Origin of the sequence: Streptomyces sp. SudanB52_2052 (assembly GCF_964272415.1) — a bacterium.
GTDB lineage: Bacteria > Actinomycetota > Actinomycetes > Streptomycetales > Streptomycetaceae > Streptomyces > Streptomyces olindensis.
Genome location: NZ_OZ186796.1, coordinates 8,958,509 through 8,981,905, shown reverse-complemented (window position 1 = coordinate 8,981,905; position 23,397 = coordinate 8,958,509). Strand labels below are relative to the sequence as shown.

The window sequence follows — 23,397 nt, the reverse complement described above, 5'->3', positions numbered from 1 at the left end:
GGCACGGACGTCCACGCCAGGATGTGAGGGACCGCGTCGCGCAGACTGCCGAAGTGGCGATGGACGCCCTCCACCGCGGCATCGGTGTTCACGCCCCACACCGTCATCCCGGCGCTCAGCCCGGACCGCACTCCGGACGGGGCGTCCTCGATGACCAGACAGTCCTCCGGCCGGACGCCCAGCCGTGCGGCGGCCTGCAGATAGGGAACGGGAGAGGGCTTGCCCTCCGGCACGGCGGCCGCGTCCACGATCACGTGCGGCACAGGCAGGCCCGTTCGCCCGAAGCGGCCGCGCACGCGGTGCTCGTAGTTCGAGGTCACCAACGCCCAGGCCCCCGGCAGCAGGCCGTGCAGCAGCTCCGACGCGCCGTGGAACGCCGCGTAGACGCCGGACCGGACGTCCTCGTCCTCCAGTTCGTGCAGCAGGGCCAGGCACTCGGCCGGATCGCGGTCGGCGGCGACCTGAGCGAACGTCTCCATCGGCCGTGTCCGCAGAGCCACCCGGTAGACCTCGTCCGCCCGGCCGCACGGGTTCACTGGTCACGCGTCGATCATGCCAGGCGGACCGCGTGCTGGCCGGGGCCACGAAGGACCCGAAATGTACCCCGCGGGTGACCTTTTGGGGGCGTGACCGAATAGCCCGCCATATTGGCTTCCACAGAACCGGGTGTGACGCGGAGGTGATTGCGGTGCGCTGTAGAAGCTGAAAGGGCCGGCCTCAGCTGAATCTCACCGCCATCGGCGACCGGCCGACGAAGCGAAACATCAGACGGGATTTCCTGTGAACAACACCGGACCGGCTTCCGGATACCAGGCCTACGACCAGCCCCCGGCGCCCGACCATTCCGCCCGCAACCAGGCCGCCGCACGCAGGGCCGCCCTCACGATCTGCACGATCGCCGACGTCGCGGCGGGTCTGCTGGGCCTGTGGATCGTCCTCTACCTGCTCGACGCCAACCAGGCGAATCCCTTCGTCGAGTTCGTCCAGGGCACCGCGAACTGGCTGTCCGGATGGGCGCAGGATATTTTCACGATGGACACAGAAGGTCTACGCGTCATCCTTAATTATGGCCTTCCGGCCGTCATCTATTTGCTGATCGGTCACGGCATCGCCGCCCGGATCAATCGGGCCTGACAGTACCGAGAACGCACTCGCATCCGGGAAACCGCGCATGCGGGTCGTGCACGAGAACGGAAAGGCCAGCACCGTGACAGGCACTCCGAGCGAAAGAGATCAGGCGCCGATCTACCAGGAACTGGTGCGCGAGCGAGGAGACGTGGTGGCGGAGGCCCAGTCGGCCGCCGAGCACACACAGCAGCAGGCGGCCCGGCTGCTGGGCGGTCACCACGCCGGGCAGCCGTATGCCGGCGAGCCACTCGGACACCCGGCGCGAGTGCCCTCGCCACGACAGCCGTGACAGTGCTGGTGGGGATCGGTGCCGCCCCCAGGGCCACACGGGTCGGGTGACGTCCGTGGCGCACGGTGCGCTGTAACAGGTGGGCCGCGAGGGCGGCCCCGTGAGGCCCGCTTTCCCCCCGTGAGCGGGCGCTCGTGCGGGGGCGGGCAGGCGCGCATCCCCCCGTCGCCTGCCCGCCCCACGCGCATCCGGTGCGCCCTCGCACCGCATCGGCGGACAGCGCGGAGTGCAGGCCGCCCCGACTCTCCCGCTCGCCGGGCCGTCTTGAGCGCGGGCACCGGCCTCGCCCCGTTGTTCTCCAGCGGCGAAGGCGGGGCGGCGGTGACGATGAAGCTGCCGATCTTGGGCAGACGGCGGGAGTGATCTTCCCGTCGGTCCCATGAGAGGGGGCATGCCGTGACCGCACCCGCGCGTCCCGCACCGCCTGCGAGGCGTCGGCGCCGGTTCGACCTTCGCGCGACCGCCCTGTTCTTCGTCTTTCTCGCCATGGTCGTGAGTGTCGTCGGTCTCGTCGCCCGCGTGGTGGCGGGTGCTGTCGAGCGGCGTCCCGCCTGGGTCTTCGTCCTGGTCGTCGTCGCTGTGGCGGGCTTCGCCGGCCTGGGGCGACGGTGGCACCTGGCGCGGGCGGCCCGCCGGGCCGCGGCGGCGCTCGACGAAGCGGCGCGAGAGGCGGCCAGGGAGCTGGAGGCGCCCGTGATTCCCCGTCAGCGCCCGGCCGCCGCGGTCTCGGTGGACTATGACGCCCTCTCCGCCGAGGAGTTCGAGGAGGCGATCGCCGCGCTCTGCGCACGCGACGGCTGCTCCGGCGTCGAGGTGGTGGGGGGCGCCGGGGACCTGGGCGCCGATGTCGTCGCCGTGGCCCCCGACGGGCGCCGGGTCGTCATCCAGTGCAAGCACTACGGGGACTCCCACCGGGTCGGCTCCCAGGACCTTCAGCGCTTCGGCGGCACCTGCTTCACCGTCCATGAGGCCGACGTCGCCGTGCTGGTCACCACGAGCGACTTCACCGCACCGGCGGTGGAGTACGCCGAGCAGTGCGGGATCGTGTGCGTGGACCGGGACGCCCTCCGGACGTGGACGGACGGCACCGGCCCCCGGCCCTGGGAGGACGCCCCGGACGAGTGGGCGACGTCGCCCTCACCTCCTGCCGGGCGGGTCAGTTGAAGGGGTCGAGGGTGAGGTAGGCCTGGCGGGGGTCGCCGTCGTGGACGAGGGACTCGTGGTGGCCGACGTCGTCGAAGGCGAACGCGTACGCCTTCCCGTCGGCCATCTGGGCGTGGATCTTGCGGGCGTAGTGGTTGGTGACGTCGTCCTTGTAGAACGCGTCGGCGGTGGTGTCCGGCTGGTTGGGGTTGGTCAGGAGCGTGGAGCGGTTGAAGCCGGCGCACAGTGTGCGGGAGATCGGGCCGCGCACCTGGTCGTTCGGCGCGTCGAGCCTCCGGTGGCAGCCGAAGACGGAGGACGCGTCCGGCTTCTGGAAGCTGGTGACGAGGGCGCCGGCGCCGTTGGTGAAGTTCAGGACGCCGCCGGAGACCCGGCCGTAGTACTTGGTGCCCGGCTGGTCGGCGAACGGGGTGACCGTCAGGGTGGAGGTGGCGTACTTCTGCCAGACGCGGTTGATGTAGTCGTCCATGACGGTGGCCGGCAGGGCGCCGGTCTCCAGTCCGTACAGCGGTGACAGGGCGCGCAGTACGGTGCCGTCGGAGCGGGTCTGGATCAGGTTGGCCCAGCCTCCGGGCTGTCCCCGCAAGGCGGTGAAGAAGCCGTTGTAGCCGCCGGGACGGAGCCGGCCGGTGCTCGCGGTGGTGCCGTCGGCGCGCTGCACCCCGACCGCGTACGGGGCGGAGAACATGTCGACCTGTGTGCTGTTGATCCACAGGCCTGAGTCGTTGAGTGTGTACTCCGACCAGTTGAACAGGATGTTCCGGTTGGGGTCGGTGGGGTTCTGCACGGCGGGCTGGACCAGGCCTCCGGTGGTGAGCCGGAAGACGAGTTTCTGTCCGTAGGAGAAGTACACGCGGCCGGAGAACTTCGGCATGCGGATGGTGGTCGACTGGCCTGCCGCCGGGCCGGGGATGGAGGCGTCGGGCGCGGGTGTCGGTGGGTTTCCGCCTGCCGGCCAGGGGTGGAAGGTGCCGTTCGCGTCGGCCCAGCCCTGGCGTCCGGTCGACAGTTCCGTGCCCAGGTTGTAGAGGTACACCGGCTCGTTGCGGGCCGAGTTGTTGGTGATCTTCAGGGGGATCGTCGCCGGGACCGCGGCCTGGGCCGGTGTGCTCGCGGCCTGGGCCGGGGTGCTCGCTCCGGTTGCGAGCAGTGAGCCGGCGAGCGCCGTGGCGAGGGACACCCCCACTGCTCTGGCCTGGCGCCTGAGGGTCCGTAACATGCGCTGCCTCCGTTCGACGAGGGCCGGTACGGGACGTTCTGAGAGCGCTCTCAGAGTTGCGCTTTGGTCCGGACCTGTCAATGAGGTCGACATGAAGCCGTGGTGGAGGTGCGCCGCAGGGGGCGCACCTCCGGGCGGTGCCGTCAGTCTTCGAGTGCCCGGTTGGTCTCGTCGCGCAGGAGGGCGACGTAGTCACGGGTCCAGGCCTCGACCGTGCCGCGGTCCCACAGGTCGGCCGAGTACTCCACGAAGCCCCGCAGTTCGTCCCCGGCCGGGACGAGACCGAAGGTGAGGTCCGTGCGGGACGCGGCGGGGGCGAGGTCCTCCACGGCCGTGGTCAGGCCGGGGAGTTCGACCTCCGCGTCCAGGGAGTTCTGGTACGCGAAGCCGACGTCGAGCCGGTCCGGCACGTCGGCGCCCGTGTGTTCCCGCAGCGCCGGAGCGATCAGCCGCACCGGCATGGCCTGGTCCATGCATTCCACCGCCGTACGGGCGACCCGGTCCGTCAGCGCGGTGAAGGAACCGGCGGCTCCGTCCCGGACCGGCAGGGCGAAGCCGGTGATCGTGCAGGCCAGCAGGGTTTCGAACGCACGGCGCTCACGGTTGGCGTAGGAGATGTTGAACACGACGTCGGCCTGTCCGGACTTCCGCGCGAGCATCCGGCCCAGGGCCGCCGCCGTGACGGCGAACGGGGTCGTGCCCCGCTGCCGCGCGAGGCGTTCCACGGCGGTCCGCACGTCGGCCGGCACGGTGAAGGGCACGGCCCCGCCCCGGCCGCTGGGCTGCTCGGGCCTGGGCCGGTCCAGGGGCAGGCCGACGGTGAACGGCACTCCGTCGAGTGCGTCCAGCCAGAACCGCAGCTTGCGTGCGTCGGCGGCCTCGTCGGCCTGCTCCCGCTGCCAGCGCGCGTACGCCACCGGCTGGCACCGCACGGCGGGCAGGGTGTGGGGCTCGCCGCGTCGGGCGGCGCCGTAGAGCGCGGCGAGTTCCTTCAGCAGCAGGCTGACGGACCAGCCGTCGCAGGCGGAGTGGTGCAGGACGAGGAGCAGGACCCAGGTGGTGTCGTCGGTGCGCAGGAGGCGCACGGTCATCGGCGTGCCGTGGGTGGGGTCGATCGGTGTTTCGGCGGCCTCGGTGCTCGCCGCGTCGAGGGCGGCCCGGCGTTCGTGCTCGGGTCGTGCGGTGAGGTCGTCGAGTGGCAGGTGCACCGGGCCGGGTCGCAGGACCCGCTGTTCCCAGCCGTCCCCGTTGCGGGTGAGGCGGGTGCGCAGTCCCTCGTGCCGCTCGACCAGTTGGGTCAGGGCGGTGCGCAGGGCCGGGACGTCCAGGGTCCCGGTGAGGGTGATGCGCAGGGCGACGTTGAAGACCTGCGGCAGGAGGTGGTCGGCGTGGACCGTGGCGAAGCGCGCCTGCTGGGCGGTGGCGGGTGCCCGGTGCACGACCGTGCCGGGGAGGGTGTCCGGCTCGGGCGTCGTGCCCTCGGCTGCCCGGGCCAGTCGGGCCGTCATGGCCCGCAGGGTCGGCTCCTGGTAGAAGCTCAGCATCGGGTAGTCGGTGCCGAACTCCTCCCGGACCTGGTTGACCAGCCGCATCGCGGTGATCGAGTGGCCGCCCAGGTCGAAGAACGAGGCGTCGGCCGTGAGGGCGTCGGGGTCCGTGCCGAACTCGGCGGCCCAGAGTTCGCGTACGCGCCGCTCGACGCCGGTGGGGTGGCCGGTCGCCGGCTCGCCCTCGGTGGTGGGGGCCGGCCTGTGGCTCGGTGCCGTCGTCACGAGGTCGGGTGCCGGGAGCGCGGACCGGTCCAGTTTGCCGTTGCCCGTCACGGGCAGCGCGGGCAGGACGCGCCAGGCGCGCGGCACCAGGTACTCGGGCAGACGGGCCGCCAGTTCCTCGGCCAGGAGGTCGGCGAACGCCTGCCGGTCGTCGGCCGCCGCGCCGACCGGGTCGGCGGGGACGGCGTAGGCGGCCAGGTAGGCCTCGTCCCGGTTGTTGCGGCGGGTCAGGACGGCCGCCTCGCGCACGCCGTCCAGGGTGGCGACGACGCGGGAGACCTCCTCCGGCTCGATCCGGAAGCCCCGGATCTTCACCTGGTCGTCGGCCCGGCCGCGGAACTCCAGTGTGCCGTCGTCCCGCCAGCGGACCAGGTCGCCGGTGCGGTACCGGCGGGCGCCCGGGGCGCCGTCCGGGTCCGGCAGGAAGCGCTCCTCGGTCAGCCGGGGGCGGTGCAGATAGCCGAGGGCGACGCCGGGGCCGCCGACGTACAGCTCCCCCACCGTGCCGACGGGCACCGGGTCGCCGGCGGCGTCGAGGACGCTCAGCGTCACGTTGTCGGCCGGCCTCCCGATCGCGATGGGCCGGCCGGCCTCCCGGCCCCGTGGGGAGACGGTCTCGGTGGTGCACAGCACGGTGACCTCGGTGGGCCCGTACACGTTCACCGTCTCGTACGGCGCCTCGGGCCGCGGCCGGGTGCGCAGTACGTCGCCGCCGAGCAGCAGATGACGCAGGGGCGGCTGCTCGGCCGGCGGGAGACGCAGCAGTTGTTCGCCGAGGGCGGTGGGGAGGATCGAGAAGGTGACGCGCTGCTCGGTGTACCAGCGGGCCAGGGCGAGCGGGTCCCGGCGCAGGTCCTCGTCGGCGATCGTGACCGACGCGCCCGCCGTCAGCGCCGGCCAGATCTCCAGCAGGGAGGCGTCGAAGCTCTGGCTGCACACCACGGCGCTGCGGTCGGCGGGGGTGACGGCGAAGCGCCGGTGCTGCCACGCGCACAGGTCGACGACGCCGCGGTGCGACACCACGACGCCCTTGGGGGTGCCGGTGCTGCCCGAGGTGTAGAGGACGCAGCACGGCGCCTGACCGTCGAGGGCGGACCCGGCGCCCTGCCCGCGCGGCGCGGTCGCGTCCGGCGGTACGACGGTGACGTGCCCGGGCAGCTTCAGGGCCGCCGCCGCCTCGCGCGTCGACACCAGCGTCCGGGCGCCGCACTCGGCGATGACCTGCTCGGCGCGCGCCCGGCCGAGGGACGGGTCGAGCGGGACGTAGGCGCGGCCCGTCCTGAGCACGGCGAGCATGGCCACCACGAGGTCGGCGGAGCGGGGCAGCCACAGCGCCACCGTCTCGGCGGTGCCCGCCGCGGGCGGTTCCCCCAGCGCGGAGGCCAATCGCTCGGCGCGGTCGTCCAGTTCGCGGTAGGTCAGTCGGGTGTCGCCGCTGATCACCGCCGTGCTGTTCGGGTGCGCGGCGGCCCGCCGGGCGACGAGGGCGTGGACGGTGGTGTCCGTGGGCGGGCGGGACGGGCCGTGCCGCCAGGCCCTCGGCACCGGTTCGCCGTCGGCCGCGGTGTCGGCGGCCGGCGCGGCGAGTCGGGACAGGGGCGCCTCGGGATCGTCGACCGCCGCCGCGAGCAGGTCCCGGAGGACGGCGAAGAACCCGTCGACGGTGCGTCGGTCGAACAGGTCGCTGTTGTACTCCAGATGGCAGCGGATGCCGTGCGGCTGGTCGGTGAAGTAGACGGTGAGGTCCGTCAGGGACTTGTCCGGGCCCGCGTCCAGCGGCGTGGCCTCGATGCCGGGCAGGTCGAAGCGGAACGGTTCGGCCCGCTGGAACTCGGCGAACGTCTGGAACACGGGCGTCCGGTCGACCGCCCTGGCCGGGGCGAGCTCGCGCACGACCGTCTCGAACGGCACGCGCGCGTGGTCGTACGCGTCGAGGGCGACCGTGCGCACCCGGTCCAGGAGGGTGCCGAACGCGGGGTCGCCGGACAGGTCGAGGCGGAGCGCGAGGGTGTTCACGAAGAAGCCGAGCACGTGCTCGGCGCGTTCGGGCCGGTCCGAGATCGGGGTGCCGACGACGAGGTCCGTCTGCCCGGTGACCCGGTGCAGCATCGCCGCGTACCCGGCGAGCAGGGTCATGAACAGGGTGCTGCGGCGGGTGCGGCTCATCTCGCGCAGGCGCCGGGAGAGTTCCGGGTCGAGGGTGTGGAAGACCGCCCGGCCGTTCGACGTCATGGTCGCCGGGCGGGGCCGGTCGGTGGGCAGTGCGAGGACGGGCAGTTCGCCGCCGAGGGTGGTGCGCCAGTACGTCAGGTCCTCCTCGGCGTCCCGGCCGTGCGCGGACGCGGCCAGTTCCCGGGCGTGGTCGGCGTAGCACCACGTCAGGGCGGGGAGGTCGGGCGCGGTACCGTCGCGTTCGGCCCGGTAGAGGGCGGACAGGTCGCGGGCGAGGACGGTGGCGGAGGCGGCGTCGACGACGATGTGGTGCAGGGACAGGACGAGCACGTGCTCCGTCTCGGCCGTCCGGACCAGCCGGGTGACGAACAGCGGGCCGTCCGCCAGGTCGAAGCGGCGGCCGCTTTCGGCGGCCAGGACGTCCCGCAGTGCGGTGCCGGGAGCGCCGGTGGCGTCCACGACCTCGAAGTCGGGCTCGGCGGACGCCCGTACCACCTGCCGGGGCTCTCCCCCCGCCTCCCGGAAGACCGTGCGCAGGCCTTCGTGCCGGGCGACGAGACCGCGCAGGGCCGCGTGCAGGGCGGGTACGTCGAGGGGCCCGGCGAGGCGGATCGCCTTGATCTCGTTGTAGGCGGTCCGTCCCGGCAGGAGGCGTTCCAGGAACCAGATGCGTTCCTGGCCGGGCGACAAGGGCGCCTCGGCGGGGGCCGGGCGGACCGGTGCGGGGCGCGGCGGTGCCGAGGCGGCGGTGGCCCGCCGGTGGTAGTGCCGGCGCAGGGCGTCCAGGCGGGGCAGACCCTCGCGCAGGTGGTCCGCCGCGACACCGAAGTCCACGAGGGCCACGATCTCGTCGGCCCCGGCCGCGGTCACCGCGTCGACCACCGGGCGGACGCTGTCCGCCGTGCCGATCAGGGCGCGCTGGTCGCAGTAACGGCCGTAGGCGCGGCGGAACAGCGCCTGAAGGTCGTCCTCGCTCAGGGCGGCCAGGTCGACGTTGTGCCCGAGGCTGCCGGTGACGCCGCTGAACAGGGACAGCGACGCCCGCATGTAGCGGGACAGGGGCTCGTAGGCCTCGGTGCGCGCGGTGTCGTGGTCCTCCGCGAGGAAGGTGTGCAGCAGGACGGCCACCCGCCCGGCGTCCGGGTCCAGGCCGTGCCGGGCCCGGGTGCCGCGGTAGCGGGCGATGTTCTCCCGGAGCTGTTCGACGCTCTGGGTCATCAGGTTGGTGACGATGCCGAGGTCGTGGCGGGCGGCCAGTTCGTACGAGGCGGGGTTGCCGACGACCGCGGTGTACAGGGGTGGGGTGTCCTGCACCGGGCGCGGGAAGAGCCGCAGGTCGGCCTCGCCGTCGCCGGTGGTGCGGCGCAGGGCGGCACCGCGCCAGAACTGCCGTACTTCTTCCAGCTGTTCGTACATCAGCTCCTTGTGCCGGCCGAAACGGTCGGGGAAGAAGGCGAAGTCCTTGGAGTTCCAGCCGCCTGCGACGCCGATGCCGACGCGTCCGCCGGAGAGGTTGTCCACCATCGACCACTCCTCGGCGACCCGGATCGGGTCGTGGAGCGGCAGGACGACGGAGCCGGCGTTGAGGCGGATGCGCTCGGTCTCCCGGGACAGTGCGGCGGCCAGGACCGCCGGGTTGGGGAAGAGGCCGCCGAAGGAGTGGAAGTGGCGCTCGGGCATCCAGAGCGCGTGGAAACCGTGCCGGTCGGCGAACCGGGCCGTCTCGATGAGCAGTTCGTACTGGCCGTGGCGTGGCGCGGGCGCGTCCTGCGGGTAGTCGCCGAAGAAGTAGACGCTGAAGTCGGGGGTGCGGGGGGCGGCTTGGGGCGCCGGTTCGGTGTGGGGTGCGACGTCCTTTGCCGGTGCTGTGGCGTGTGCGGTGGCCGTCGCGGCGGCGTTCCAGGGCATGGAAGCCACGGGGGTGGGCGGGGGTGTCGGTGAGGGCGTGGACGCGGGCGCTTCTGAAGTCGCTCGGGGGTGCGGCTTCGGTGGCGTGGCCTTCGGTGCCACGATCGGCCCGCCCGGGAAGAACCCCGCCGACCGCAGCTCGCGCAGCGAGTCCCGTACGGCGTCCGCCACGAACTCGATGTCACCGTCCGAGTGGGCGGTGGACAGGAAGAAGTTGCGCCACTCCCAGACGTGCACCCCGCGCAGCATCAGGTGGTGGTACAGCAGCTCCATGTCGGCGCGGTGCTCGAAGCGGAACTGGGAGCCGAAGTGGCTCATCCGCAGCGGGTACTCCTCGGCCTCGAAGAAGCCGTTGAGCGTCGCGGCCAGTTCGGCCGTGCGCGCGTTGAGCCGCTCCTGGAGGCGAGGGCTGTGCTCCTTGAGGTGGGCGAGGACGGCGCGGGCGGCGACCATCGACACCGGGTGCTGGATGTACGTACCGCCGAAGAAGGTCGTGTCGGCGGGCGGGTAGCTGTCGTCGCCGTAGGACCAGTGGCCGCCGTCGACGCCGTCCATGATGTCGGCGCGGCCGGCGATGGCGCCGATGGGGAAGCCGCCGCCGAGGAGCTTGCCGTAGGTGGCGAGGTCGGGTGTGACGCCGTACAGCTCCTGCGCGCCGCGCGGGGCGGGGCGGAAGCCGGTCAGCATCTCGTCGAAGAGCAGCACGATGCCGTGGCGGCGGGTCAGCTCCCGCAGCTTGCGGACGAACTCGGCCGGCTGGAGCGAGGGGTGCCTGCTCTGCACCGGCTCCACGACGACCGCGGCGATGTCGCCGGCGTTGCGGGCGATCGCCTCCAGGGCGCTGTCGCTGCCGTAGTCGAGGACCAGCAGGTCCGAGACGGCGCTCTGCGGAATGCCCCGGGAGACGGGGACGGTGAGCTGCTCGCTGCCGCTGCCCGAGGCACGGCCCAGGACGTTGTCGGCGTGGCCGTGGTACGCGCCGAGGAACGTGACGATCTTGTCGCGGCCGGTGGCGGCGCGGGCCAGTCGGATGGCCGCCGAGTTGGCCTCCGTGCCCGAGTTGGCGAAGGCCACGCGCTCCAGGCCGGTGAGTTCGGCGAGCAGTTCCGCCGCCTCGCCGGTCTCGATGGTGCGGGGGCCGAGCTGGATGCCGCGGGAGAGGTGTTCGCGCACGGCCTCCGTGACGAAGTCCGGCTCGTGGCCGAAGAGGAGGACGCCGAAGCCCATCGTGATGTCGACGTACTCGTTGCCGTCGACGTCCTGGAGCCGCGCCCCGCTCGCCCGGCGCCCGGCGATCGGGTACAGCATCTCCTTCGTGCCGCTGCGGAAGCCCACGACCGCGCGGCTGTCGGCCAGGACCCGGCGGTAGCGCTGGGCGATCCGCTTGGAGGTCGGGGTCTTCGCGGTGTAGCGGCGGACGAGGTCGGCGAGGTGTACCTGCTGGGAGTGGGGGGAGGCGTCGCGCACCATGCCGGAGGTCCTCGTGACCGACACGCGGGGGCCGTGGACGCGCGGCGGCTCCGGGGCGTCGGCGGCGGCCGTGCCCATCTGGTCGGCGATGCGGCGCGAGAGTTCGGCCATCGCCGCCAGGTCCCGGTCGAGTGCGGCCGATATGCCGTTCAGCCCGGTCACTTGACGACCCTGCCGTTGAGACGGTCCGTGACCGAGGCGGTCTGGAGCGCGAGCAGTTGGGAGAGCTGGGACATCATCTGCAGCTGTATCCGGGACATCTGCTGGATCTTGTCCGCGAGATCCTCCAGCTCCTCGCGGGTCGCGTACGCGGGAGCGGGGGCGGAGGGGGGCGCCGCGGGCGCGGGCTCGGGGTCGGAAACAGAGGGGGCGGGTGCGGGCTCGGGAGCCGGTGCCAGTGCGGGTGTGGGTGCCAGTGCGGGTGTGGGTGCCGGTGCAAGTGGGGGTGCGGGTGCCGGAGTGGTGGCCCTGGGCGCGATGGACTCCGTCGCACAGGTCGGTTCGGCCCGCTGAACCGTCTCCGGCATGTGGGCCACAATGAACTCCGCGAGCCGCCGCGGCGTGCCCGTCTCCTCCAGCAGCTGCCGCATCGTCACCCTGACCTGGTGCTGCTGCTCCAGCTCCCGCAGCACGCTGATCATCTGCAGCGAGTCGGCGCCGAGATCGAAGAAGTTCGCGTCGCCGTCGATCGCCGACGGATCCCCGCCGAGGTGCCGGGCGGTCGCCTCGACGATGCCGTGCAGTACCCGTGCGGCCGCTGCCTCTTGCTGAACCACTGCGGTTCCCCTTCTCGCTGATGGTGCCGTGCCGAGGACCGTCGGCTCGGGCCCGGTCCAGTGCTGTCGGTGCTGGAATCGGTAGCCGGGCAGCGGGATGCGCCGGCCCCCGCTGCCGGCCAGGAGCGGCTGCCAGTCGAGGTCCGCGCCCGCGCAGTGCAGTGCCGCGGCGGCGCTCCAGAGGGTGCCGAGTCCGGTGCCGCGCCGCAGCGACGGCACCGCCGGTACGTCGGGCAGGGCCCGGCGGGCCAGTCCGCTGAGGGTGGTGTGCGGCCCGATCTCCAGCAGGACGTGCGGCCGCTGGGCGGCGATGCCGCGCAGCGCCTCGTCGCAGCGGACGGGCTCGCGGGTGTGCCGCAGGAAGTGGTCCGTGTCCGGGACCCAGCCGGGTGGGCGGACCGCCCCGTCCAGGGTGGTGACGAACGGGATCCCGACGGGCCGGAACTCCACGTCGTCGAGGACCTTCCGGAACTCCTGGAGCATGGGTTCCATCAGGGCGGTGTGGAAGGCGCGGGTCACCGGCAGCCGGTGCCCCGGTGTGCCGCGCTCGTCCAGCAGGGCGCACGCCCGGTCGACGGCCCCGACCGGTCCGGCGAGGACCTGGGTGCGTTCTCCGTTCGACACGGCGGGCTCCAGCCCGGGCACCTCGGCGGCCAGGGCGAGCGCGGCGGCCCTGTCGATCGGCGCGGCCACCATCGCGCCCGGGGCGCAGCGCCGCCGCATCAGTTGGCCGCGTTCGGCGGTGAGGCGCAGTCCGTCCCGGAGCGACAGGGCTCCGGCCGCGTGGAGTGCGGCGTACTCGCCGACGCTGTGCCCGGTCACGGCGTACGGTTCGATGCCGGTGTCGCGCCAGAGCCGGACGAGGGCGCACTGCAGGGCGAACAGCGCGGGCTGCGCGGTGTCCGTGTCCCCGAGGTGCTCCTCCCCGTGTGCGTGCTCCGTGGTCAGCTCGGCGTGCAGCGAGACGCCGGTGAGCTCGCGGTGGTACTGCTCGCACGCGTCGAGGACGTCGCGTACGGCGGGGAAACGCGCGTAGAGGCCGGCCGCCATGCCGGGGTACTGGCTGCCCTGGCCGGTGAACTGGAACGCCACGCGCGCGGTGCCCTCCCCCGGTGCCGTCCCCGTGGTCACCGCCGCCCGGGCCGTTCCGGCGAGCCAGGTGTCGAGGGCGTCGGCGAGGGCCGCGGGGGTGGAGCCGCGGGCGGCGAGGCGGTGGGGACCGTGCCTGCGGCCGAGGGCGGCCGTGGTGACCAGGTCGGCCGGGTGCGGCGTGGGAGGCCTGCGCAGCCGGTCGCGGAAGGCGCGGGCGTTGTCCGCGAGGGCCTGCGGGGTGCTGCCCGAGACCAGCAGGACGTCCGGCGGGGAGGCCGCGCCGCTCCTGGGCGCCGGTTCGGGGGCCTGTTCCAGGATCAGGTGGACGTTGGTGCCGCCGACGCCGAGCGAGGTGAGGCCCGCGCGGCGCGGCAGGTCGGTCTCGGGCCAGGGCCGGGCGGTGCGGGGGATGTAGAAGGGGCTGCGGTCGAGGTCGAGGAGGGGGTTGGGCTCGGTGAAGTTCGCCATCGGCGGGATCACGCCGTGGCGCAGCACCAGCAGGGCCTTGACGAGGCCGGCCAGTCCGGAGGCGGCGTCGAGGTGGCCGAGGTTGGCCTTGGTGGAGCCGAGGGCGCAGTAGCCCTCGCGGTCGGTGTCCTCGCGGTAGGCGCCGGCCGCGCCGTCGAACTCGATCGGGTCGCCCTTGAGGGTGCCGGTGCCGTGGGTCTCCAGGTAGCCGATGGTCTCGGCGCCGACGCCGGCGCGTCGCAGGGCCTGCCGGATGGCCGCGCGCTGGCCCTCGGCGCTCGGGGCGCTGAACGCCGACTTCCCGGCGCCGTCGTTGGCGATGCCCCAGCCGCGGATGACGCCGTGCACGGTGTCGCCGTCGGCGACGGCCCGGGCCAGCCGCTTCAGTACGACGGCCAGCACACCGGTGCCTCCCACGGTGCCGTCGGCACCGGCGTCGAAGGGGCGCACCCGGCCGGACCTGGACAGGATGGAGCCCTTGACGTGGCGGTAGCCCAGGACTTGAGGGACGTGGACGGCCGTGGCGCCGACGAGGGCGATGTCGCAGTCGCCCAGGAGCAGCGACTGCGCGGCCGCCTGCACGCCCACCAGGGAACTGGAGCAGCCCGTCTGGATGTTGACGGCGGGGCCGGTCAGGCCCAGCCGGTAGGCGACACGGGTGGCCGTGAAGTCGGCGAAGTTGCCGATGATCGTCTGCATGCCCGACGGCCAGTCGGTCGGGGGCAGGCTGGGCAGGACGTTGTTCAGGAGGTAGCTCTGCAGGGTGTACAGGTGGTAGCCGCTGCTGGCGTAGACGCCGACACGGGTGCCGTTCCGTTCCCGCGGGTAGCCGGCGTTCTCCAGGGCGTGCTGGGCGCATTCCAGGAACATGCGCTGCTGCGGGTCGGTGAGGCGGGCCTCGTGGGGGCTCATCGCGAAGTGCCGGGCGTCGAAGCCGGCGAGGTCGTCGAGGATCCCGGAGGCACCGACGAAGTCCTCCGCCCCGTACTCCTCGGCGGGGATCCCGGCGGCGGCCAGTTCCTCGTCGGTGAAGCGGGTGATGCGGTCGGTGCCGTCCCGGATGATCCGCCAGAAGTCCTCGGGCGTGTCGGCGCCGGGCAGCCGGAAGGCCATGCCGATGACGGCCATCCGCGGGTCGGGATCGCTGGTGGTCATCAGCCGCGTCCCTCCGTCACGGCCGGCCGGTCGGCGGCCGGCTCCTCCAGGGCGGGGCCGGGTCCTCTCCGGCCCTTGACGACCAGCAGCAGGAGCAGGGCCGTGCACAGGGCGATCGCGAGGCCGTGGAAGGCGGCCACGACCTGCAGCGGCGAGAAGCGTTCCAGGAGTGCGCCGCTCACGAGCATGCCGAGGCCGAAGCCGGTGTTCTCGGCCGAGGCGGAGAGGCCGAAGAGCCGGCCGCGCTGGTCGTCGGGGGCGGCCTGCAGCCGTGACACGTAGACGGTCTCGGTGAAGCCGTCGGCGGCTCCGGCGACGAGCGCGGCGATGACGGCGGGCAGGGTCGGCAGTCCGCAGAAGACCACGATGAATCCGGCCGACATCACACAGGCGCCGAGCGCGAACGCCCGCTCCCCGGGGGTCCGCCCCGTCTTGGCGGTGACCTGGGCGATCACCTGCTGGGCGACGATGTTGCCGATGGCCCAGGTGGCCCAGAACTGGCTGATGAAGGTGGCCGGATGGTCCGGGTCGAGGCTGCTGGAGTACAGGGGCAGGGCGACGTTGTGGGACGAGGAGCCCAGTCCGTCCACGGCCCGGACGGCGATCATCGCCAACAGCAGCGGGGCCGTGGCCAGCAGCACCCGGACCGTGCCGCGCGCGGCACCCGGGGCCTTCGCGGAGCCGTCGGCCGTGGGGTCCTCGGCCGCCCGGGTGCGGACGGGGAGGAGGAACAGCACGGTCGCGGAGACCAGGAACGTCGCGGCGTCCAGGGCGAAGGCGGCGGAGTAGCCGAGCTCCGCCACCACCACGCCCGCCGAGGCGAAACCGGCGATCATCGCGAGCGAACGTCCGGTCACGAGCAGCCCGTTCGCCCGGACCCGGTGCTCCGCTCCGACGATCTCGGGGATGCTGCTGCGCAGCGCCACCTGGGAGAGCGTCGAGCAACCGCCCGTGACCACGGCCAGGACGTACAGCAGCCCCGGGCGCACCCCGTCGGGGGCGAGCAGCAGCGTCAGCAGGGCCGCCGCCTGGCACAGGTCGGCGCCGACCATCAGGCGCTTGCGGTCGTACACCGAGACGAGCCGCCCGCTCACCCAGCCGGAGAGGACGTTCGTCCCGAGCCGCACGGCCATGAAGAGGCCGGCGGCGAGCGCGCTGCCGGTGGCGTCGTAGACGAAGACGTTCAGCGCCACCATGTTCAGGTAACTGCCGTACGCCGAGATGCCGTTGCCCAGGACGAGCAGACGGAAGTACCTCATGCACCTTCCCCTGGTCTGCATGAGGGGTGCGCGTTCCCCCCGATACGCCGCCGGCCGGCAGCCGTTGGTCCGTCACCCAAGCAGAACCGGACAGGCGTCTTCAAGACTCGACAGTGGTCCAGACGACTTCCGGTCTTGTTTTGGCGCTTTCGGAGCGACCGGCCAACCCGTCGCGGGCGCTCAGCGTCGCAGGTCCGCCTCGTTCGCCGCGCGACGACGCGGTCGTGCTCGGCGCGGGTGAGCAGGTTCTCGGTGAGCCAGCGGCCGGCGTTCGCCCCCTTCCACATCGGCGACGACACGCCCTACCACGCGTACTTCACCCGCGGCGTCGTAGACGAAGACGTTCAGCGCCACCATCGCATCGCGCACATCACCGGCGACCCCGGGTACGCCGTCGCCCGGGAGCGGGCCGAGGGTGCCCGGGCCGCGCTCGCCGACGCCGGTCTCGCCCTGGTGGGTGAGCCGAGGTTCGGGGCGTGGTCGGAGGGCTGGGGCCGGGCGGCGACCGCGCTGCTGCTCGACCGGCACCCGGACGTGGACGCGGTGCTGTGCGGCAGGGACCAGATCGCCCGGGGCGTCATGGACGTCCTGCGCGAGCGCGGCCACCGGGTGCCGGAGGACGTGGCGGTGATGGGCTTCGACGACTGGCGGGTCCTGACGTCCGCCTCCCGGCCGCCGCTGACCAGTGTCGACATGAACCTGGAACAGGTCGGGCGGGCCGCCGCGCACGCCCTGTTCACGGCGATCTCCGGCGCGCGTCGCTCGGGGATCGAGACGCTGCCCTGCCGGGTGGTCATCAGGGGGTCGACGGTACCGCTGACGTGACCCTGCATCTGTCGTGAGTGTGCGTCTGTCGTGACCCTGCATCAGGCATGACGCCACGACATCGATGCGGGAATCTCCGGCGCGATCACCCGGCGTGGCCTGCGGATCGGCCACCCGCGCCGCTCACGACACGAGTCGGTCCAGGGCCGTCAGGACCGGTGCCACGCCGTCCTCCTCGGCCAGACGGCGGGCGAGGTCCTGGGCGCGGCCGCGATGGGCGGAGTCGTTCACGGCCCGGCGCAGGGCGGCGGCGAGCGTGTCGGCGGTGAGGCGGCGCAGGGGGACGGCGCAAGGCGCGGTGCCCAGTGCGACCAGACGGGCCGCCCAGAAGCCGCCGTCGAACTGCACGGGCACCGGAACGGTGGGGACGCCGGCGCGCAGGACGGCGGCGGTGGTGCCGGCTCCGGCGTGGTGGACGACGGCTGCCGTCCGGGGGAACAGCATGGCGTGCGGCACGTCGCCGACGGTGATCACGTCGTCGGTGCGGGCGGCCAGCCCCGCCCAGCCCTGTTGGACGATCCCGCGCAGTCCCGCGGTGCGCAGGGCGCGCACGATCTCGCCGCTGGGCCGCTCCGGGTCGGGCACGGTGGCACTGCCCAGCCCGACGAAGACCGGGGCGGGCCCGGCGGCGAGGAACTCCTCCACCTCGCGGGGCAGTTCGCGGCTGTCGTGCGGCCACCAGTAGCCGGCGATCTCCAGTCCGGCCCGCCAGTCCCGGGGCCGGGGCACCACCTGTGCGCTGAAGCCGTGCAGCACCGGCCACAGGGCCCGTTCGTGGGACCGGCGGATCGCGACGGGGCCGCGCAGGGTCATGCCGTGCCGGGTGCGGAGCCTGCGCATGGCCCGGGTGTAGACGCCGTCGACGGCGGTGGTGACGGCCAGTCCGCCCAGGCGGTTGCCCACGGTGCCGAGCGAGCGCCCGCCGAGCATGGGGGCGCCGAACTCCCGTGTCGGGTGCTGGGGTTGCAGGAACAGGCCCAGGCTGGGCAGCCGCAGCCCCTCCGCGATGGCGGCGCCGAGGGGGGCCACGGCGCCTGCGGCCAGGACGACGTCCGCGCCGCGCGCGGCCTGGACCAGGGCGTCGGTCATCTCCTCGGCCGCGGACCGGGCCATCGACACCGCGTGCAGCAGCTTGCCCAGCCCGGTGACACTGGCGTGCAGGCTGCGGCCGCGGTCGGAGTGCGACACGGCGTGCGGGTCGACCGGGGTGGGGTGGAAGCGCACGTCGGAACCGGCGGTCAACGGCTCGAACAGGCCGTGGGTGGCGAGCGTGACCTCGTGCCCGCTCCGCACCAGCCCCGCGCCCAACCCGGTGTACGGCGCGACGTCGCCGCGCGACCCCGCTGTCATGATCACCACCCGCATGCGTCCCAGTGTGGACCGCCCGGGAGGGCGACACGCTGTGTACGGCGGCATGTGGACGAAAACCGCCGGTGCAGGTGAGGGCCGGCCGGACCTTGTTACGGCGGGTCGAACACCGGGCCGGTGTCGAGCGCTTCGATGAGGCCGGCGGCGGCTTGGCGGACGCGGAGCGAGGCGTCCGTGGTGAGCGCGGTCAGCCGGGCGCGCGCCTCCTCGCCGCCGGGCGGCAGCGAACCGGTGGCCTCCACCCAGCGGGTGAGCCCGAGAACGGCCTGGTAGCGGACCGCCTCGTGCGGGTCGTCCAGGCTCCGCAGGAAGCGCCGCACGTCGTGCCGGGCTCGCTCGTCGGTCGGGTCGTCGCCGTCGAGCAGGGACAGCGCGGCGGCCCGGACCTCCGCGGACCGGCTGCCGTCCGCGAGGCGCCGTACGGCCGGGAGCGCCTGGGCGAGGCCGAAGAGGGCGTTGCGGGTACGCCAGATGTGGCGCGCGTCGGTTTCCAGGTGGGCGGCCAGGGACCAGGCCACGGGGTGCCGCTCCCAGAGGCGGAGTCCGTTCTCGACGCGTGCCTCGAGTCCGTCGAGGGCGCCCGCGCGCAGGTCGTCGTCGGGGTCGTCGAGGAGGGGCAGCAGGAGCCACACGGCGTCCCATCGGCCCTGGGCTCCGATGGCCGTGGCGACGGCGGCCCGGGTGCGGGAGGGCAGTGTCTCGTCGGCCAGGGCGGCGCGCAGTTCCTCGGCGGCCGTGTCCGTGTTCAGAGCGCCCAGGGCTTGCGCCGCCGACGGTCCGGCTATGGGGTCGCGCAGCCAGCGCACCGCCGGTTCGCCGACGTGCTCGTCGCCGTGCCGTCCGAGGCCGCGCAGCAGCCTCGCGGCGACCTCGGGGTCCCGCTCGGTGCGCAGGGCCTCGGCCAGCTTGTCCTGCACCTGCCGTTGTTCCACGTGGAACAAGCGCCGGGCGACCGCGATCCGTACCGCGGGAGAGGGATCGCGCAGCCCGGTGAGCAGCGAGTCGAGGAGGTGCTCGGTGTGACTCTCCGACAGCCAGTCCAGGGCTCGCGCGCGGGCGGTGCCCGAGCCCTGGCGGGCGGTGCGGATCACCTCCGCGCGCACGGTCTCGTCACCGGCGCACCCGTGGATCAGGGTCCGAGCCCGCCCCCGGACGGCCGGGTCGGGATCGCCGAGGAGCCGGACCAGGGCCGCGGCGTCCCCGGGCACGCCCAGGACGCTCAGCCCCTCCAGGGCGTTGATCCGCACGCGGCGGTCCGGGTCGGCCAGTTGACGCGCGAAGGCCTCTATGACCGCGGGACCGCCGAGTCCCAGCCGGGTGACGGCGACCGAGGCCCGGCACCGTACGCCCGGGTCCTCGTCGCTCATCAGCAGGGGCAGCACCGCGCGGCCCGCCTCCGGGTCCCCGAGACGGGCCAGGGCCAGGGCGGCGGCCGCGCGTACGGAGGACGCGGGGTCGCCGGCCGCCTCGGCGGCCACGGGGGCGTACTCGGACCGGCCGGTCCGCCCCAGCCCCTTCAGCGCCGCCGCGCGCCGCTCCGCATCCGGCGCCGTCGACTCCCGCAGGAAGAAAGCGATCTGATGGTCCGCCCCCATGGACACCTCCACGAAGAAAGACCTGCGAGGGACACGAAGGTTGCTCCGGTGCCCCTCTTCTGGAAGGTCGGCCGCCTGGGCGTCAGCCGACAGGTGGGGTGATGCCCGCCTGTTCCGCCTGGAGTTCGGAGCGGACGACTTCGAGGAGGCGGCCGGTCCAGTTCCGGCCGCGGCCTCCCCGGTCGCCCCAGTGCTCGGAGTCCGCGTCGTCGTAGACGAGTGTCGCGTCGGCCGTGTCCACCAGGACCCGGGCGAGCGCCGGGTGCTGGGTGAACTTGGCCCTCAGCAGGGAGGTCATGACCGCCGTCCGGGCCTGCTCCCACCCCTCGCGCCGGGGGGCGCCGGCCGCCGCGGCGCGGGCGTCGAACGTCGAGGCCGCGTCCCGGGCGGCGGCCCGGGCCTCGGGATCGGCGGTGGACAGGGCCCAGTACGCGTGCGTGACCGTGGGATAGGTGACGCCGTCGATCAGCAGGGGCGCGGGGAACTCGTTGCGCAGGACCTCGGTGCCCGGGTCGTCCGAGGGCCTGAGGGGGTAGCTCTGGTAGAGGTGGATCGCCGGGGCCATGGGGGTGGCGGGGCCGTCGGCCGGGACGCGCGAGGGGCGTTCGGCGTTCCACTTCGCCCGGTCCTCGAAGTAGGCCACCGCTTCGTCGTACTCCTCCTGCGTGACCGGTTCGTCGGGCAGGGCCTCGAGGAGTCCGCCGGGTCCGGTCACCAGGACCTGCAGCGGCCCGTCCTTGCGGTCCATGTCGCCGAGGGCGTAGTGGCGCTGGGTCTCCGGGATGGCGTGGTAGGCGGCGCGGGCCGCGGCCCGGTTCTCCTCGGTCCCGTCGGCGAGGAACACGTCGACGGCGGCCAGGCAGCGGTCCGTGGAGTCCGGGCGTCCGTTGAGCTGGTCGATGGTGTCGCGGATCTCGGCGAGCAGCAGCTCGGGGGTGAGCCAGGTGCGCGGCTCGCTGAACTTCCACACCGCCAGGTCGTGCGCGGAGACCCGGGCGCCGTCCGGGAGCCGGGTGGCGACCCAGCCGCACCGCAGCTTCTCCTCGAACTCCTCCAGGGTGACCAGGCCCCAGCAGTCGATCAGCCCGTCCGCGTAGACGAACAGGTCGGTGAGGAAGTAGTCGCCGTTGCGGATGAAGGCGTGGCGCCAGGTCCCGGGGACGCGTCTGCCGTCCGCCGTGCGGTAGGTGATCCGATGGCCGATCATGCCGGCATTCTGCCGTAACCCCTGGTCGGCGCAACGGGTTTGTCGTGGCCGCGGATCGTCGCGCGCACGCCCGGAGCCGGGTCCTCCGCCTGGGTGCGGCGGAGGACCCGGCTCCCGGCCGGCCGGTGGATCAGGAGGACTGGGCGCTCTGGTACAGGTTCTGCGCGTCGGCGCCGAAGTACGGGCCGTACATGGCGTTCGGCAGGAAGTTGTACTTGAAGCTGTTCACCGAGGACTGCAGGCCGGTCCCGGTGGCCTCGTCGAACTGCGTGAACCACGGGCCCCCGCTGGAGCCGCCGGTCATGTTGCAGGTCATGCCGTGGTCGCTGGACAGCAGGAAGTCCCGGTAGGTGGTGCCGCTGCAGTAGATGAACTTCGAGCCGTCGTAGGGTGCCGCGGCCGGGAAGCCGAAGGCGTACATCGCCTTGTTGTAGCCGGTGTTGAAGGCGAGTCCCTGACCGCCGACGACGTCGGTCAGCCTCTTTCCGTCGAGCGGGGCGACGACGGCCGCGCCGATGTCGTAGTTGATGTCCTCACTGGCCGTCCACTGCGGCGTGGACAGGGTCTTGGACGCCGTCCAGGTGCCGTACGGGGCCTGCCCGTCGTGATAGCCGGGCACGAACACCCAGTTGGTGTGCCAGGCGCCCTCCATCTTCACGCAGTGCCCCGCGGTGATCACGGTGGACTTGTTGGCGCTGGTGACGGCGTTGCCGGAGCAGGAGGCGGTGCGCCCCTGGAAGGTGAAGAACACCCGGCCCGCTGTCTTGACCACCGCTCCCCCGCCGGTCCAGGGCCCTCCGCTGTGGGGAATGGCCAGGGGCCCCACGCCTGAGGCGGAGGCGCTGGGGGCGATGACGGTCGCCTTGCCCTTGCGCGGCGCCGCTGTCCGCACGTCGGAGCGGTCGACGGACAGGACGTCGAGCGGGGTGGCCTCGCGCATCCGCTGCGGGGTCCAGAAGGCGCGGGCGCGCTCCTGCGCCGAGGGTGCCGTCGCTCCCGGTTCGGGCGCGGCGCTCGCCGGTGCGGCGGTGACGCCGGTCGCCAGCATCGCGGCGACGCCGGCGAGTGCGCCGAGGAGGGTGCGGCGAACGGGCGCGCCGCGGCCGGACGAGCGGAGGCTACGGGGTCTGCCTATCACGCGGTCTCCTTCTGCTGTGGGGGTCGGGCGGAGGGACCGTCCGCCCGGTCAGGCAGGGGTGTCGCTGCGGACAGCCAGAGGGCAGCGTGCCACCAGGAGACCGAAAGGGACAGGTGCATGTCATCACGATGGCCGAAACGTCACACGCTCTCCGCGAGGAGCACACGCGCCACGGAGGTGGGGGCACACGCGGGCATGAGAGAACCCGGCCTCCACGGTGGAGGCCGGGTCCGGGACGGAGAGGGGGTGGGTCAGAGGGCGGGGCCGGTGCCGCCGCCGCCCGGCTGGATGCGTCCGCGCCAGGCGCCGGACTCGCTTCCGCGCTCCTCGATGTACTGCTTGAAGCGCTTCATGTCGCCCTTGACCCGCCGGTCGATCGTGCCGATCATGTCCGCGGCCTTCTCCGCCGCTCCGCTGGGCTCGACGTCCATCACGAGCTCCACCCTGGTGTGGGTGTCATCCACGCGCTCGAAGCGGACGGAGCCCCTCTGGTTGGTGTCGCCGCTGGTGGTGCGCCACGTGACCCGCTCGTCGGGCAGTTGGTCGACGATCTCCGTGTCGAACTCGCGCCGTACGCCGCCGATCTTGGTGGTCCAGTGGTTGTGGCGGTCGTCGAGCTGCCTGACCTCCTCGACGCCCTCCATGAAGTTCGGGAACTCCTCGAACTGCGTCCACTGGTTGTAGGCGGTGTGCAGGGGGACGTCGACTTCCACGGTTTCCTTGACGGTGCTCATCTGCATGCCTCCGTTTTCCCTGATCGACTGCAGGAGGCCCATCGGCCCACACACAGGTCCGGGCCCGATGCGACGAGTACCCGGCATGCCGCGGTTGCCACCTGCGATCCGATCACTGCCTCTCGTGCCACGTCCGGCTGCAGGGTGGAACCCCCACCACCGCCCGTCGCACGTGGGTACGCTCCCCCGCGTGCGCCTGCTCGCCGACCCCGGTGAGCGGGCCGCCGGGGACTTCACGCCCGCGTTCATGACGGCGTCGTCCATGGCGGCGCTCAACATGGGCGTGTACTACGTGCTGGCCGCACTGGCCGACTGGCGGGCCTTCTTCCGCTGGACCGTCCCGTTCCGGCTGCTCACCTGCACGGTCTTCGTCGCCGCCGCGGCCGGTGGGAGGGCGCCGGACGTCTTCGTCGGGGTCGGGGCGTGGGAGGCCGCGGGGGCGGCCGCGACGGCTGCGGCGCTGCTGCGGGAGCGGCGCCGCGGGGCGGGCCGGCTCAGGTCCGCGGACAGATCGGTGTCTGCGGACGGGCCGCACACCACGGACGGGCCGGAGTCCGCGCCGCGGCGGTGAGCCGGTCGGCTCGACAGGCGAGCTGATCGCCGCGGCAGGCGAGCTGGTCGCCGTGGGCGACGCGCGATGAGCCCACCGGCCGCGGCA

General features: G+C 73.3%; 14 protein-coding genes and 1 pseudogene. 5 read left to right on the top strand and 10 right to left on the bottom strand.

The annotated features are described in order from the left end of the window. Positions 1–5 precede the first annotated feature (5 nt). Positions 6–518 (bottom strand): annotated as a pseudogene (locus ACSUPV_RS40485) (HAD family hydrolase); the annotation flags it as partial. Positions 519–780: 262 nt separating this feature from the next. Between ACSUPV_RS40485 and ACSUPV_RS40480 the strand changes: the two are divergent. The 3 genes from ACSUPV_RS40480 (at position 781) to ACSUPV_RS40470 (ending at position 2,581) form a co-directional block, all read left to right on the top strand. Further along, on the top strand, positions 781–1,134 hold the full coding sequence (locus ACSUPV_RS40480) for a hypothetical protein (RefSeq protein ID WP_031116225.1): 354 nt from the start codon (positions 781–783) through the stop codon (positions 1,132–1,134). A gap of 73 nt (positions 1,135–1,207) precedes the next feature. Then, positions 1,208–1,417: a hypothetical protein gene (locus ACSUPV_RS40475; RefSeq protein WP_382617124.1), complete on the top strand. Its 210-nt coding sequence runs from the start codon at positions 1,208–1,210 to the stop codon at positions 1,415–1,417. A gap of 396 nt (positions 1,418–1,813) precedes the next feature. Next, entirely contained in the window at positions 1,814–2,581 is a 768-nt protein-coding gene (locus ACSUPV_RS40470) for a restriction endonuclease (RefSeq protein WP_436949773.1), read from the top strand. Here ACSUPV_RS40470 and ACSUPV_RS40465 read toward each other — a convergent pair. The 4 genes from ACSUPV_RS40465 to ACSUPV_RS40450 form a co-directional block, all read right to left on the bottom strand. Next, positions 2,574–3,800 (bottom strand): glycoside hydrolase family 64 protein, encoded by a 1,227-nt coding sequence (locus tag ACSUPV_RS40465; RefSeq protein ID WP_037768808.1) that lies wholly within the window; start codon positions 3,798–3,800, stop codon positions 2,574–2,576. The genes ACSUPV_RS40470 and ACSUPV_RS40465 overlap by 8 nt on opposite strands. A gap of 143 nt (positions 3,801–3,943) precedes the next feature. Then, the gene (locus tag ACSUPV_RS40460; RefSeq protein WP_436949994.1) at positions 3,944–11,233 is read right to left on the bottom strand and encodes a MupA/Atu3671 family FMN-dependent luciferase-like monooxygenase; all 7,290 of its coding nucleotides are present in this window, start codon (positions 11,231–11,233) and stop codon (positions 3,944–3,946) included. Between the two features lie 47 nt (positions 11,234–11,280). Further along, entirely contained in the window at positions 11,281–14,613 is a 3,333-nt protein-coding gene (locus ACSUPV_RS40455; RefSeq protein ID WP_436949772.1) for a type I polyketide synthase, read from the bottom strand. Then, positions 14,613–15,872 (bottom strand): MFS transporter, encoded by a 1,260-nt coding sequence (locus tag ACSUPV_RS40450; protein ID WP_037768801.1) that lies wholly within the window; start codon positions 15,870–15,872, stop codon positions 14,613–14,615. Before ACSUPV_RS40450 ends, ACSUPV_RS40455 begins: the two co-directional genes overlap by 1 nt. 252 nt (positions 15,873–16,124) lie before the next feature. Between ACSUPV_RS40450 and ACSUPV_RS40445 the strand changes: the two genes are divergently transcribed. Then, complete coding sequence (locus tag ACSUPV_RS40445) at positions 16,125–16,697, top strand: substrate-binding domain-containing protein (RefSeq protein ID WP_436949771.1); 573 nt, start codon at positions 16,125–16,127, stop codon at positions 16,695–16,697. 123 nt (positions 16,698–16,820) lie between these two features. Here the strand turns inward: ACSUPV_RS40445 and ACSUPV_RS40440 are convergent, their stop codons facing one another. The 5 genes from ACSUPV_RS40440 to ACSUPV_RS40420 all read right to left on the bottom strand — a co-directional run bounded on the left by ACSUPV_RS40440 (position 16,821) and on the right by ACSUPV_RS40420 (position 22,739). Continuing rightward, entirely contained in the window at positions 16,821–18,062 is a 1,242-nt protein-coding gene (locus tag ACSUPV_RS40440) for a glycosyltransferase (RefSeq protein ID WP_436949770.1), read from the bottom strand. Between the two features lie 95 nt (positions 18,063–18,157). Beyond that, positions 18,158–19,660 (bottom strand): HEAT repeat domain-containing protein, encoded by a 1,503-nt coding sequence (locus tag ACSUPV_RS40435; RefSeq protein ID WP_436949769.1) that lies wholly within the window; start codon positions 19,658–19,660, stop codon positions 18,158–18,160. Between the two features lie 82 nt (positions 19,661–19,742). Further along, on the bottom strand, positions 19,743–20,867 hold the full coding sequence (locus ACSUPV_RS40430) for an NADAR family protein (protein WP_436949768.1): 1,125 nt from the start codon (positions 20,865–20,867) through the stop codon (positions 19,743–19,745). Between the two features lie 130 nt (positions 20,868–20,997). Further along, positions 20,998–22,005 (bottom strand): trypsin-like serine peptidase, encoded by a 1,008-nt coding sequence (locus tag ACSUPV_RS40425; RefSeq protein WP_037768788.1) that lies wholly within the window; start codon positions 22,003–22,005, stop codon positions 20,998–21,000. 251 nt (positions 22,006–22,256) lie between these two features. Then, positions 22,257–22,739: an SRPBCC family protein gene (locus tag ACSUPV_RS40420; protein WP_436949767.1), complete on the bottom strand. Its 483-nt coding sequence runs from the start codon at positions 22,737–22,739 to the stop codon at positions 22,257–22,259. A gap of 67 nt (positions 22,740–22,806) precedes the next feature. Here ACSUPV_RS40420 and ACSUPV_RS40415 point away from each other — a divergent pair, with 67 nt between their 5' ends. Continuing rightward, positions 22,807–23,310 (top strand): hypothetical protein, encoded by a 504-nt coding sequence (locus tag ACSUPV_RS40415; RefSeq protein ID WP_435850533.1) that lies wholly within the window; start codon positions 22,807–22,809, stop codon positions 23,308–23,310. Positions 23,311–23,397: the final 87 nt, after the last annotated feature.

What these genes read in the sequence shown, in the direction of transcription:
- ACSUPV_RS40415 (WP_435850533.1), top strand. Translation starts at nt 22,807, where the DNA reads ATGCGACGAGTACCCGGCATGCCGCGGTTGCCACCTGCGATCCGATCA.
- ACSUPV_RS40420 (WP_436949767.1), bottom strand. Translation starts at nt 22,739, where the DNA reads ATGAGCACCGTCAAGGAAACCGTGGAAGTCGACGTCCCCCTGCACACC.
- ACSUPV_RS40440 (WP_436949770.1), bottom strand. Translation starts at nt 18,062, where the DNA reads ATGCGGGTGGTGATCATGACAGCGGGGTCGCGCGGCGACGTCGCGCCG.
- ACSUPV_RS40435 (WP_436949769.1), bottom strand. Translation starts at nt 19,660, where the DNA reads ATGGGGGCGGACCATCAGATCGCTTTCTTCCTGCGGGAGTCGACGGCG.
- ACSUPV_RS40450 (WP_037768801.1), bottom strand. Translation starts at nt 15,872, where the DNA reads ATGAGGTACTTCCGTCTGCTCGTCCTGGGCAACGGCATCTCGGCGTAC.
- ACSUPV_RS40430 (WP_436949768.1), bottom strand. Translation starts at nt 20,867, where the DNA reads ATGATCGGCCATCGGATCACCTACCGCACGGCGGACGGCAGACGCGTC.
- ACSUPV_RS40460 (WP_436949994.1), bottom strand. Translation starts at nt 11,233, where the DNA reads ATGGCCGAACTCTCGCGCCGCATCGCCGACCAGATGGGCACGGCCGCC.
- ACSUPV_RS40455 (WP_436949772.1), bottom strand. Translation starts at nt 14,613, where the DNA reads ATGACCACCAGCGATCCCGACCCGCGGATGGCCGTCATCGGCATGGCC.
- ACSUPV_RS40465 (WP_037768808.1), bottom strand. Translation starts at nt 3,800, where the DNA reads ATGTTACGGACCCTCAGGCGCCAGGCCAGAGCAGTGGGGGTGTCCCTC.